The 12,477-nt window shown below is 67.1% G+C and carries 10 protein-coding genes; 7 read left to right on the top strand and 3 right to left on the bottom strand.

Features of this window, described 5'->3' with window-relative positions:
* The first annotated feature begins 270 nt into the window (after window positions 1–270).
* Entirely contained in the window at window positions 271–1,371 is a 1,101-nt protein-coding gene (locus tag TSH64_RS34470) for a lytic transglycosylase domain-containing protein (protein WP_247873332.1), read from the top strand.
* Between the two features lie 452 nt (window positions 1,372–1,823).
* On the opposite strand, the gene guaA is transcribed toward TSH64_RS34470, so the two are convergent.
* The gene (guaA, locus tag TSH64_RS34465) at window positions 1,824–3,407 is read right to left on the bottom strand and encodes a glutamine-hydrolyzing GMP synthase (protein WP_109451992.1); all 1,584 of its coding nucleotides are present in this window, start codon (window positions 3,405–3,407) and stop codon (window positions 1,824–1,826) included.
* A gap of 37 nt (window positions 3,408–3,444) precedes the next feature.
* Complete coding sequence (locus TSH64_RS34460) at window positions 3,445–4,023, bottom strand: GNAT family N-acetyltransferase (RefSeq protein ID WP_109451990.1); 579 nt, start codon at window positions 4,021–4,023, stop codon at window positions 3,445–3,447.
* A gap of 292 nt (window positions 4,024–4,315) precedes the next feature.
* On the opposite strand from TSH64_RS34460, the gene lptG reads away from it, so the two are divergent.
* The 3 genes from lptG (at window position 4,316) to pdxA (ending at window position 8,101) form a co-directional block, all read left to right on the top strand.
* Complete coding sequence (gene lptG, locus TSH64_RS34455; protein WP_109047418.1) at window positions 4,316–5,410, top strand: LPS export ABC transporter permease LptG; 1,095 nt, start codon at window positions 4,316–4,318, stop codon at window positions 5,408–5,410.
* 205 nt (window positions 5,411–5,615) lie between these two features.
* Entirely contained in the window at window positions 5,616–7,076 is a 1,461-nt protein-coding gene (locus TSH64_RS34450; protein ID WP_109451988.1) for a peptidylprolyl isomerase, read from the top strand.
* Window positions 7,073–8,101 carry a 4-hydroxythreonine-4-phosphate dehydrogenase PdxA gene (pdxA, locus tag TSH64_RS34445; RefSeq protein WP_109451986.1) on the top strand — a complete coding sequence of 343 codons (1,029 nt, stop codon included), beginning with the start codon at window positions 7,073–7,075 and terminating at the stop codon, window positions 8,099–8,101. The genes TSH64_RS34450 and pdxA overlap by 4 nt, the downstream gene beginning before the upstream one ends.
* 98 nt (window positions 8,102–8,199) lie before the next feature.
* Here the strand turns inward: pdxA and TSH64_RS34440 are convergent, their stop codons facing one another.
* Entirely contained in the window at window positions 8,200–8,802 is a 603-nt protein-coding gene (locus TSH64_RS34440; protein ID WP_109453342.1) for an NYN domain-containing protein, read from the bottom strand.
* Between the two features lie 307 nt (window positions 8,803–9,109).
* On the opposite strand from TSH64_RS34440, the gene rpoZ reads away from it, so the two are divergent.
* From rpoZ to TSH64_RS34425, 3 genes are all read left to right on the top strand, one after another.
* Entirely contained in the window at window positions 9,110–9,544 is a 435-nt protein-coding gene (gene rpoZ / locus TSH64_RS34435) for a DNA-directed RNA polymerase subunit omega (protein WP_098740113.1), read from the top strand.
* 154 nt (window positions 9,545–9,698) lie between these two features.
* Window positions 9,699–11,858 (top strand): bifunctional (p)ppGpp synthetase/guanosine-3',5'-bis(diphosphate) 3'-pyrophosphohydrolase, encoded by a 2,160-nt coding sequence (locus tag TSH64_RS34430; protein WP_109451984.1) that lies wholly within the window; start codon window positions 9,699–9,701, stop codon window positions 11,856–11,858.
* Window positions 11,859–11,915: 57 nt separating this feature from the next.
* Window positions 11,916–12,311, top strand: a complete 396-nt coding sequence (locus TSH64_RS34425) for a cytochrome c (RefSeq protein WP_199237738.1) — start codon at window positions 11,916–11,918, stop codon at window positions 12,309–12,311.
* Window positions 12,312–12,477: the final 166 nt, after the last annotated feature.

The raw sequence follows: 12,477 nt of genomic DNA, 5'->3' as shown, positions 1-12,477 counted from the left end.
AGGGGTGGCGTGGATGTTCCGTCAAGGTTCCCGTTGTCGCGCCTTGTGACGGCATGGTGATGTCCGGACGGAGAGAGAAGATAGGCATAGGGACATTTGCCCAAAATCCTAATTGCCGACCTCTTCACAAGGGATAAAGCGGGCATTTTTGAGGCATCTTCGGGACAGGATTCAAGAAACGGCCGTGATGTCGCTTGACAGGCGTGGGCTATACATTGAAAAGCGATCCATCTTTTGTCCCGCCTGCGCCAACAGCACGGAAATCCCCTCGTGGTCAAACGAAACCTCGCGACGATCCACGCCGCCGGAGCACTGCTGTGCCTTGCCCTCGGTCTGGCCGGCTGCGCCTCCGACGCGCCGCAGGTGCAGACGGCTCCGCCGGTCGAATCCGCTGCCTATGTCCCGGATCCGAACGATCCGCTGTCCCGCTGGGTCCCGCACATCCGCGAGGCTTCCCAGCGGTACGACATGCCGGAGAAATGGATCCGCGCGGTGATGATGCGCGAGAGCAACGGCCGGGCGACGACCAACAGCGGCAAGGTGCTGACCAGCTCCGCCGGGGCCATCGGCCTGATGCAGGTGATGCCCGGCACCTACGAGCTGATGCGGGCCAAGTATGGACTGGGGTCCGATCCGTCCGACCCGCACGAGAACATCATGGCCGGCACCGCCTATCTGCGCGAGATGTACGACCTGTTCGGCGCCCCCGGTTTCCTGGCCGCCTACAATTGCGGCCCGGCCTGCTACGCCCAGCATCTGGCCGGCAAGCAGCGGCTGCCGCGCGAGACGAAGATGTATCTGGCGGCGCTGACCCCGGTGCTGCGCGGCACCGGCCCGCGCGAACCGTCGCTGGCGGCCGGCGCCTCGGCCATCGAGGTCGCGGTGGTGCCGGACGACGCGCCGAAGCCGCGCGGCGGCCAGACGGCGCCCTCGCAGCGGTCGGAACCGGCGCCGGTCGTCGTCGCCTCCGCCGCTCCGGAAACCCGCGCGCCCGAATCCCGCGCTGTCGAGCCGCGGCGGATGGAGCCGCGCCCGGCCGAGCCGAAGTTCGCAGAACCGGCGCCCGCTCCGGCACCGGCTCCGGTGGTGGTGGCGTCGCTGCCCGAACCGGCACCCGCTCCCGTCCCGGCTCCCGCCCCCGCGGTGGCTCCGGCGAGGCCGGTGCAGGTCGCCAGCCTCGACCCCGCGCCCGCACCGACGCACCGCGTCAGCCCGCAATTCACCACCCAGGTCGCCGAGGCGCTGTTGCCGCCGCAGTCGGTCGGCAAGGGTGAGCGCGTTGTGATGCGCTTCGTTTCCCAGCGCGCCGACGGCTGCGGCAGCCTCGCCGGCCGCGACCGCGCCTGCGTCGCACTGGCCGACGTGCGTTGACGGCATAGGGCCGCGCGGTCCTGTTCCCCCGCTGTGGGGAGCGGGGCCGCCGCTGTCACCAGGGCCAGCGTGAGCGGAGCTATTTTTTCGCACTCTTGCGGTCCGATTTGATCAGCATCACTTACGGATCGCCTCGCCACTGGCATAACGGTGAGATGGACCGGTCCGAACACACATCCAGCCCATACCCTCCCTGCGCCTGTTGCGGCGAAGAGGTGCTGCTCGGCGAACCCATGTACTGGACGCCGGAGCGTCCGGGCCATGTCTGGCACGACCTGTGCGCGCAGAGGGAAGGCCTGCTTCCCGCCACCCCCAAGCCAGCCCGCGGCAAGCGGCGCAGCCCCAGGACGCAGACGGTCGAATCGCTGTTTTGAGCGACATCTGGGCAGGCAAAAGAAAAGGGGCGGTTTCCCGCCCCTTTGTCTTTCACCGGCAAAGCGTTTCCGCCCGCCTCATTCCCACTCGATGGTCCCCGGCGGCTTCGACGTGATGTCGTAGACGACGCGGTTGACGCCGCGGACCTCGTTGACGATGCGGTTGGACACGCGCGCCAGGAAGTCGTGGGGGAAGGGGTACCAGTCGGCGGTCATGCCGTCGGTGGAAGTCACCGCGCGCAGGGCCAGCACATGATCGTAGGTGCGGCCGTCGCCCATCACGCCGACGGTGCGGACCGGCAGAAGCACGGCGAAGGCCTGCCAGATCGCGTCATAGAGGCCGGCGTTGCGGATTTCCTCCAGATAGACCGTGTCGGCCTTGCGCAGGATCTCCAGCTTCTCCGGGGTGATCTCGCCGGGGACGCGGATGGCGAGGCCCGGGCCGGGGAAGGGGTGGCGGCCGATGAAGGCCGGCGGCAGGCCGAGTTCACGGCCCAAGGCACGGACCTCGTCCTTGAACAGTTCGCGCAGCGGCTCGACCAGCTTGAGCTTCATCCGCTCCGGCAGGCCGCCGACATTGTGGTGCGACTTGATGGTGACCGACGGGCCGCCGGTGAAGGAGACGCTCTCGATCACGTCGGGGTAGAGCGTGCCCTGGGCCAGGAACTCCGCACCGCCGACCTTGGCGCTCTCCTCGTCGAAGACTTCGATGAACAGGCCGCCGATGATTTTGCGCTTCTGCTCCGGATCGGTGACGCCGGCCAGCTTGCCCAGGAACAGGTCGGCCGCCTCGCGGTGGACCAGCGGGATGTTGTAGTGGTCGCGGAACAGCCGCACGACCTCTTCCGACTCGCCGGCGCGCATCAGGCCGGTGTCGACGAAGATGCAGGTCAGCTGGTCGCCGATGGCCTCATGGATCAGCACGGCCGCGACCGACGAATCGACGCCGCCCGACAGGCCACAGATCACCTTGCCGGTGCCGACCTGGGCGCGGATCTTCTCGATGGCCTGTTGCTTGAAGGCGGCCATCGTCCAGTCGCCCTCGATGCCGGCGACGCGGTGGACGAAGTTCGCCAGCAGCTGGGCGCCGTGCGGGGTGTGGACCACCTCCGGGTGGAACTGCACGCCGTAGATGCGGCGCTGGTCGTCGGCGATGGCGGCGAAGGGCGCGCCGTCGCTGACCGCCACGGCGCGGAAGCCGGGCGGCAGCGCGGTGACGCGGTCGCCGTGGCTCATCCACACCTGTTCCTTCGACCCGACCTCCCACAGCCCGTCGAACAGGGCGCAGGGCTCCTTGATCTCGATGAAGGCGCGGCCGAACTCGCGGTGGTCGGAGCCGGACACGGTGCCGCCCAGCTGGTGGCACATCGTCTGCTGGCCGTAGCAGATGCCGAGCACCGGGACCTTCAGGTCGAACACGGCCTGCGGGGCGCGCGGGCCGTTCGCCTCGGTGACCGAGGCCGGGCTGCCCGACAGGATGATCGCCTTCGGGTCATACTCGCGGATGCGCTCGTCGCTCATGCCGAAGGGGTGGATTTCGCAATAGACACCGCTCTCGCGCACACGGCGGGCGATGAGCTGGGTCACCTGCGACCCGAAATCGAGAATGAGGACCCGTTCGGCTGAAAGCGAGGCGGCGGAAAGGGAGGCGGCGCTGGACATCGGCGAATCCTGATGCGTGGGGACTCAAGTCCCCTCACTACCGCACCTCCGGCCCCGCCGACAAGCGTGCAAGCGGCGTCAGGTCGCGCCAGCCATAGGCGATTTCCACCAGATCGCTGCCGGCGAAGCGGATCGGCCGCTCCGCCACCTTGATTCCGCCCAACCTTTCGTAGAACCAGCGCGACGGGTTGTCGCGCAGGCACCAGACCGCCGCGGACCGGATGCCGGCGGCCAGGAAACGGTCGGCCATCGCCGCCATCAGCCGCCGACCGATGCCGTAACCCTTTGCGTCATCTAGCAAATAAAGCGCGTGGAACTCACCCGCATGCCCTTCCACCGTGACCCGCCGCGTGCCGAAGGAGGCGATGCCGACGATGGTGCCGGGACCGGCGATCCGGCCGGTGACATCCACCGCGACGAAGGCGCCCTGGCCGGGGCCGCGCGTCTCGGCGATGGCTGCCCAGCGCTGGGCGGCGGCCGGTTCGGACAGGTTGACCAGGAACTGCGCCGGGATCAGCCCGGGATAGGTGGAGCGCCAGCTTTGCACATGGACGCGGGCCATGCCGGCGGCGTCCGACCCGCGTGCCTGGCGGATTGCGAGCGTGGTGTCCGTCATCGACCGACCCTCCCGTGCAGCCTCTCTCCAACAGTTTGGAGTGCCCGCGCAGGAAGTCCAGATGGAAAAGGAGGGAGACGCACGACGCCGTCGATAGGCCTGCGGGCGACCGGCTTCGGCTCCGACCGAGGCTTCGGCCTCGGCTCCGGTTGTCATCGCGGCGCAACAGAGGTAAACAGCGGGACTTGTTCCGGCGGGGGCCCGCACCGATCCTTGATCGGGCGGGGCCGCGCCAGTCCGTCCCAGGTGCCATGGCGGCGCCGCGGGCGGGGCTCCGGAGACCGGACACCGCATGTATTCCTCGCCTACGCTTTCCCGCTACATCGGCCGGCAGTTCGTCGTGTGGTTCTGCCTGCTGATGGTGATCCTGCTCGCCATCGTGCTGCTGCTGGACACGGTGGAGCTTCTGCGCCGCGCCGGCACCAAGCCCCACGTCACCTTCGGGCTGGTGGTGGAGATGGCGCTGCTGAAGCTGCCGGAGATCGGGCAGCAGATCTTCCCCTTCGTCGTCCTGTTCGCGGGCATGTTCACCTTCTGGCGGCTGACGCGCAGCGCCGAGCTGGTGGTCGCCCGCGCGGTCGGCGTGTCGGCCTGGCAGTTCCTGATGCCGGTGATGTTCGCCGCCGCCGCCATCGGCGTGGTGAAGGTGACGCTGATCAACCCGGTCGGCGCCGTGTTCATCGCCAAGTACGAGCAGCTGCAGGACCGCTATCTCAAGCTCCAGTCCAGCACGCTGAACATCTCGCGCTCCGGCCTGTGGCTGCGCCAGACCAACGAGAACGAGCAGTTCTTCATCCATTCGGAGCTGGTGAACCCGGTGACCTTCGAGCTGTCGAACGTCATCGTCTTCCTGTTCGACGCCGACCAGAATTATCTGGGCCGCGTCGATGCGCCGAGCGCCGTGCTGAAGGACCGCAAGTGGGAATTGCAGGAGGCGATCCTGAACCGGGCCAAGAAGGACCCGGAGAAGCTGGACAGCTACACCATCCCGACCGAGCTGGACATGGCGACCATCGAGGAGAGCTTCGCCCCGCCGGAAACCATCTCCTTCTGGGAGCTGCCGCGCTTCATCCACACGCTGGAGACAACCGGTTTCCCGGCCGTGCGCCACCGGCTGCATTACCAGTCGCTGCTGGCCCAGCCCTTCCTGTTCCTGGCGATGGTGCTGTTCGCCGCCGCCTTCTCGCTGCGGCTGCCGCGTCGCGGCGGCACCATGGCGATGGTCACCGGCGGCGTGCTGACCGGCTTCGTGCTGTTCGTGATGACCGACGTGGTCCGCACCTTCGGAATGTCGGAAACCATTCCCATCCTCATGGCCGCCTGGAGTCCCGCCGGCATCAGCCTGCTGCTGGGCATCGCCGCCCTTCTGCATCTGGAAGACGGCTGACGGGACGGCTGCCGGGAGGGGGTGCTGGGACGGGACGCCGGGAAGGGACGGGGGTGGGACCATTCGCCGCAAAGCGGGCGGTTATCGCCATCGGTCATAATTCCGCCCACTTGGTTTAGCACTGGATTGCAGGGTCCGATTCCGTTTGCCAGGGGCACCGGCCCCACCGTAATAACGGGCGACCCGTTTTTGGAGCTTGAGCAGCATGTCGAGTTTGCGAGCCGTCCGGACCACCGTCGCCGTGGCGACCGCCTGTGCGCTTCTGGCCATGCCCGCCGTGGCGCAGTCCAGCAAGGCTGCCGCCGGTGCCGCCGCGCCGCGGACGGGGGACGAGAGCACGCGTCAGGCCCGCGCGCCGGGGTCGGAAGGCATCGCTGCGGTGGTGAATGACGAGGTCGTTTCGGTTTCGGACGTCAATGCCCGCATCCGCATGGCGCTGCTGAACGCCGGCGCCGCCGCCAATCCGGAAACGACCAAGCGGCTGATGCCGCAGGTGATGCGCCTGCTGATCGACGAGCGCCTGCAGATGCAGGAGGCCAAGCGCCAGGGCGTCACCGTCTCGGCGTCGGAGATCGACGACGCCGTCAAGCGCATCGCCGAGCAGAACCGCATGAACGGCCAGCAGCTTCAGGAGATGCTGAAGCGCCAGAACGTGCCGTACTCCACCCTGAAGGACCAGATCCGCGCCCTGCTCGCTTGGCAGAAGGTGATGCAGCGCCGCATCCGCCAGGAGGTCGTGGTCGGCGAGGACGAGGTCGACGCCGCGATGGAGCGGCTGAAGGCCAACATCGGAAAGCCCGAATATCTGGTCGCCGAGATCTTCCTGGCGGTGGACAGCCCCGACCAGGACGACGAGGTGCGCCGCAACGCCGAGCGTCTGGTGGAAGAGGTGAAGCGCGGCGGCAATTTCGCCGCACTCGCCCGCCAGTTCTCGCAGTCGGCCGGCGCCGCGTCGGGCGGCGACCTCGGCTGGGTGCGCAGCGGCGAACTGTCGTCGGAGGTGGACAAGGCGCTGTCGGGCATGCGCGGCGGCCAGCTGTCGGCGCCGGTCCGCACGGCGACCGGCTACCACATCCTTCTCGTGCGCGGCCAGCGGCCGTTCGGCAGCAGCGGCGGCGAGGTGCCGATGCCGGTCGCCCGTCCGGCAGCCCCCCGTCCGCAACCGCGGCCGGACGTGGCCAAGGCCACGGTCAACATGAAGCAGATCATCCTCCCCATCGAGTCCAAGGAGCAGGCCAAGTCCGTCAAGGAACAGGCCGAGAAGCTGCGCAAGTCGATCAAGAGCTGCTCCGATTTCCAGGCCCGCGCCAAGGAGACCGGCATGCCGGAATCGGGCGACATGGGCACCATGCGGGTCAAGGACATGGCCCCCGGCCTGCAGAACCTCGCGCTCGGCATCCCGCTCGGCCAGGCAAGCCCGGTGCTGATGAGCCCGGCCGCCGCGGTGATCCTGATCGTCTGCAAGCGTGACATGCCGATGATCCAGCCGCCGCCGGAAGCCCAGCCGGCGCCGCCGCCGCCGCCGGCCCCGACCCCGGTTCAGGAAGCCAAGCTGCCCGGCCGCGACGAGATCGAGCGCGAACTGGTCAGCGAGCGGGCGGAACTGCTGTCGCGCCGGTACCTGCGCGACCTGCGCCGCACCGCCTTCATCGAGACCCGCCTGTGACCGCCGCCCCGCCGAACGACCTGCCGCTGGCCCTGACCATGGGAGAGCCGGCCGGCGTCGGCGGGGAGATCGGCTTGAAGGCGTGGCTGGCCCGCGACGAGGCCGGCCTGCGCCCCTTCGTCGTGCTGGACGATCCCGCGAGGCTGGCCGCGCTGGCGGCCTCGCTCGGGCTGCCGGTGCCGGTGCAGGCCGTCTCGTCTCCGCAGGAGGGGGCGGCGATCTTCGGCCGTGCCCTGCCGGTCCTGCCGGTCGCGCTCGGCAACCCGGTCGTTGCCGGCCGGCCCGATCCGGCCAATGGTGCCGCGGTGATCGCCAGCATCGACCGTGCCGTGGCGCTGGTGCAGGGTGGGCAGGCCGCGGCCGTTGTCACCAACCCGATCCAGAAATCGTCTCTCTATGCCGCCGGCTTCCGCCATCCCGGCCACACCGAATATCTGGCCCACCTCGCCGGACTGGCCGACGAGCCGATCATGATGCTGGCGGCGGCCGATCTGCGGGTGGTGCCGGTGACCATCCATGTGTCGGTGCGCGACGCGGTGAACCAGCTGACCGCCGACGCCATCGTCCATGCCGGCCGGGTCACCGCGGCGTCGCTGGCGCGCGACTTCGGCATCGACCGTCCGCGGCTGGCCGTCGCCGGCCTCAACCCGCATGCGGGGGAGGGCGGGGCGATGGGGCGTGAGGAGATCGACATCATCGAGCCCGCCATCGCGACGCTGCGCGCCGACGGCATCGACGTGTCCGGGCCGCGCCCGCCCGACACCATGTTCCATGCCGCCGCCCGCCGTGGATATGACGCGGCGCTGTGCATGTACCACGATCAGGCGCTGATCCCGGTGAAGACGGTGGATTTCGACAGCGGCGTGAACATCACGCTGGGCCTGCCCTTCGTCCGCACCTCTCCCGACCATGGGACGGCGCTGGACATTGCGGGCACTGGCAGGGCCAATGCGACCAGCCTGATCGCGGCGCTGAAGACAGCCGACCGGATGGCGCGGAACCGGCAGCGGACAGCCGGCCCCTGAGGTCGAAGTTCTCCAAACGAAAAAGGAGCGCCCGATGCGCTCCTTTTTTCATGCCGTCTGCTTTCGTTGCTTTCCGACCCGTGCCGCAAGCCTGGCCGTCAGCCCCGGTCATCGGGATCGTACATGGTCGGCCCGCCCTGCTGGTCATGGTGGGAGGGCATCTGATCGCGGTGATGGTGGGTGCGGGCGATGAAGGGGGCCAGCTCCTGCAACTCGATGAAATTGTCGGCCTGCCGCCGCAACTCGTCGGCGACCATCGGCGGCTGCGAGCGGACGGTGCTGACGACGCTGATGCGGACACCCTTGCGCTGCACGGCCTCCACCAGCCGGCGGAAGTCGCCGTCGCCGGAGAACAGCAGGATGTGGTCGACATGCTCGGCCATCTCCATCACGTCGATGGCCAGCTCGATGTCCATGTTGCCCTTGATCTTGCGCCGGCCCGATGCGTCGGTGAACTCCTTGGTCGGCTTGGTCACCATGGTGTAGCCGTTGTAGTCCAGCCAATCGACCAGCGGACGGATCGGGGAGTATTCCTGGTCCTCGACGAGGGCGGTGTAATAGAAGGCGCGCACAAGCCGGCCTTCCCCGGCGAAGCCGTCACGCAACCTTTTGTAATCAATATCGAAGCCGAGTGAACGCGCTGCGGCGTAGAGGTTGGCGCCATCGATAAAAAGTGCGAGACGCTCTTCTTTGTAAAACAACTTGCTGACATCACGCGGCAAAGTCGAATTTCGGTCCAATGCAAGGATCCTTCCATCGCTGCTTGTTGAAAATGTATTGGAACATGCGCAAAAGCTCGCGTTCCAATTTTGAAATCTAGTGTATTGCCGGCAGACATACAAGAGGCAGGGTTTGCCGACTGTTTCCAGGCATCGGGCCGGATAGATATTGAGATTGGACGGGTGTGTTTCCCCTGACGCAATGCAGCAGCGCTGTCGTTCGCGCTTGCACCTATCGGGCCACATCCATATAGTCTAGAGCCTCCTCTGAATCCGGAGTTCGTCTGGCATGGCCCGCGTTACCGTTGAAGATTGCGTCCTGAAGGTTCCGAACCGTTTCGAGCTGGTCATGATGGCTGCCCAGCGTGCCCGCGAAGTCGCGAGCGGCGCCCCGCTGTCGATCGACCGCGACAACGACAAGAATCCGGTCGTGGCGCTGCGCGAGATCGCGGACGAGACGGTGTCGCTGGAGTATCTGAAGAACGCCCTGATCAAGGGCCACCAGAAGCATGTCGAGCCGGACGAGCCCGAGGAAGAGATCGTCGAGCTGATGGCCGGCGAGAATGACTGGGCCGCCCGCGGCAACAACTCGCTGGGCGACGAAGACGGCATGAGCGAGAGCGACGGCGAAGAGCTGACAGAGGAAGACGACGTCGCCGCCGACATGGATGCGGAGCCGGGCGCCGGCTTCGCCATGACCGAGGATCCCGACGGAGACCTCTGATCCTGGACAACGACCGCAGGACCCGGAGGGGGCGCAACGCCCCCTCGCCGAACAAAAAACAGGAGGGCGTCCTGCTCTCCTTCGGTTCTTGCAGGACCGCCCTGGGAACCGCCACGAACACATTTGAGGCGCCGCGTGCGCCGGGTCGGGCCGCATGATCCGGCAGTACGAGCTTGTCGAGCGCGTCAAGGCGTATGATCCCTCCGCCGACGAGGATCTGCTCAACCGCGCCTACGTTTTCTCGATGAAGGCGCACGGGTCGCAGACGCGCGCGTCCGGCGATCCCTACTTCCTCCACCCGCTGGAGGTCGCCGGCATCCTCACCCAGATGAAGCTGGACGCCGGCACCATCGCCACGGCGCTGCTTCACGACACGGTCGAGGACACCGTCGCCACGCTCGAAGACATCGAGCGGGTGTTCGGCAAGGAGATCGCGCGTCTGGTCGACGGCGTCACTAAGCTGTCGCGGCTGGAACTGAACAGCGAGCAGGCCAAGCAGGCGGAGAATTTCCGCAAGCTGGTCATCGCCATGTCGGAGGACATCCGCGTCCTGCTGGTGAAGCTGGCCGACCGGCTTCACAACATGCGCACGCTGTTCCACCTGAAGAAGCCGGAAAAGCGCCGCCGCATCGCCCGCGAGACCATCGAGATCTACTCGCCCTTGGCCGAACGCATCGGCATGCACAAGATCAAGGACGAGCTGGACGATCTTGCCTTCGCCGAACTGAACCCCGACGCGCGCGACAGCATCCTGGCCCAACTGGCCCGCCTGCGCAGCGAGGGCGAGAACCGCGTCCAGACCATCATCACCGAACTGCGCGAGCTGCTGGCCTCCGAAGGTCTGCCCGACGTGTCGGTGTCGGGGCGCGAGAAGTCGGCCTATTCGATCTGGCGCAAGCTCCAGCGCAAGAATGTCAGCTTCGAGCAGCTGTCCGACATCATGGCCTTCCGCATCACGGTCGGCTCGGTCGGTGAATGCTATCAGGCGCTGGGCATCGTGCACGCCCATTATCCGGTCGTGCCCGGGCGCTTCAAGGACTACATCTCCACGCCCAAGCCCAACGGCTACCGCAGCCTGCACACCGGCGTGATCGGTCCCGGCCGCAACCGGATCGAGGTGCAGATCCGCACCCAGGACATGCACGAGATCGCCGAGCTGGGCGTGGCCGCCCACTGGGCCTACAAGCAGGACCACCAGCCGCGCCCGACCGGCGGCGAATACCGCTGGCTGCGCGAGCTGCTCGACATCCTTGAGCATGCGCAGAAGCCGGAAGAGTTCCTGGAGCACACCAAGCTTGAGCTGTTCCAGGACCAGGTGTTCTGCTTCACGCCGAAGGGCGACCTGATCGCGCTGCCGCGCGGGGCGACGCCGGTCGACTTCGCCTATGCCGTGCACTCGCAGGTCGGCGACCATTGCGTCGGGGCGAAGATCAACGGCCGCATGTTGCCGCTGCGCACCCAGCTGCAGAACGGCGATCAGGTCGACATCGTCACGTCGAAGGCGCAGACGCCGGTTCCGGGTTGGGAACGCTTCGTCGTCACCGGCAAGGCGCGCGCCCGCATCCGCAAGTTCCTGCGCACCCAGCAGCGCGCCCAGTATATGGAACTGGGCCGCGGCATGCTGATGCGCCAGTTCAAGTCGGAAGGCTACGAGTTCACCGAAAAGGCGCTGGAGGCCGCCACCAAGATCTTCCAGCAGCCGACGGTGGACGATCTGATGGCCGGTGTCGGCTCCGGCCTGCATTCGGTCCGCGAAGTCTTCCACGCCGTCTTCCCCGGCCACAAGGCCCAGACCGCTCCCGCCGTCCGCGAGCTGGAAGAGAGCGCGCCGAAGCCCAAGGCCAAGGCCCGCAAGGAATCGGCGCTGCCGATCCGCGGGCTGATCCCGGGCATGGCGGTCCATTACGCCCGCTGCTGCCACCCGCTGCCGGGCGACCGCATCGTCGGCATCGTCACCACCGGCAAGGGCGTGACGATCCACACCATCGATTGCGAGACGCTGGAAAGCTTCCATGAATCGCCGGAACGCTGGATCGACGTGTCGTGGGAGACCGGCCCGGATTCGCCGGAGGAGCATGTCGGCCGCATCAGCGTCGTGATCGCCAACGAACAGGGCTCGCTCGGCACGCTGTTCACGGTGATCGGCAAGAATCAGGGCAACGTCATCCATCAGAAGATCACGAACCGCAGCACCGATTATTTCGAGCTGCTGATCGACATTGACGTGAAGGATGCCAAGCACCTGACCAACATCATGGCCGCCCTGCGCGCCACCCCGGCCATCCATTCGGTGGAGCGGGCGCGGGGGCGGTGACGCTCCCGCCGGCACGGAACTGGGTCGCACCACAAAGACGCACCATGAAGGTGCGCGATGGGAGAACAGGACATGCGGCTCGCCAGGCTGCTCCTGCCGGTTTCGGTTGCTGCCGTCTGCCTGTCTCCACTTCATGGGGCCAGTGCGGACAACGGCGAGAGTTTGTTCGTGGAGAGATGCGCCATGTGCCACGGGACGGATGCGAAAGGCTCCGGTCCGTTGGCGCACAAGAGCAATCCTCCGACCCCCGATCTGACGACGGCGGCCTTCAGGAAGCGATTGGCGGACTATCCCGGCGTCATCGTGTCGTCGGTCATCCTGCGGCCAAACGGCGATCTGATCCCGAAGACACTGAAGGAAAACGGCTACCGGCTCCCGCCGCACGCCTGGACCGTCAAGGACTTCCGCGATCTGAACGACCACATGAACGGCCTGATCCAACGGTCGAAATAAGGACAATCCGCCGGGATCGCCGGTCCGGCCATTCGGTCGGGCAGGGGGCGGAGACGGTAAATTCCCTGTCATCCGCGATTGCGTCGGTCGGTTCGGCGTGACGGATGGCGGACGCACCGCTATATAGACGGAATCGCTCCCGCCCGTTCCGGCGGGCCGCGGCGCT

The organism is Azospirillum sp. TSH64, from assembly GCF_003116035.1.
In the GTDB taxonomy this organism is placed as follows: Bacteria; Pseudomonadota; Alphaproteobacteria; order Azospirillales; family Azospirillaceae; genus Azospirillum.
This window is presented reverse-complemented; position numbering and strand designations above follow the sequence as displayed.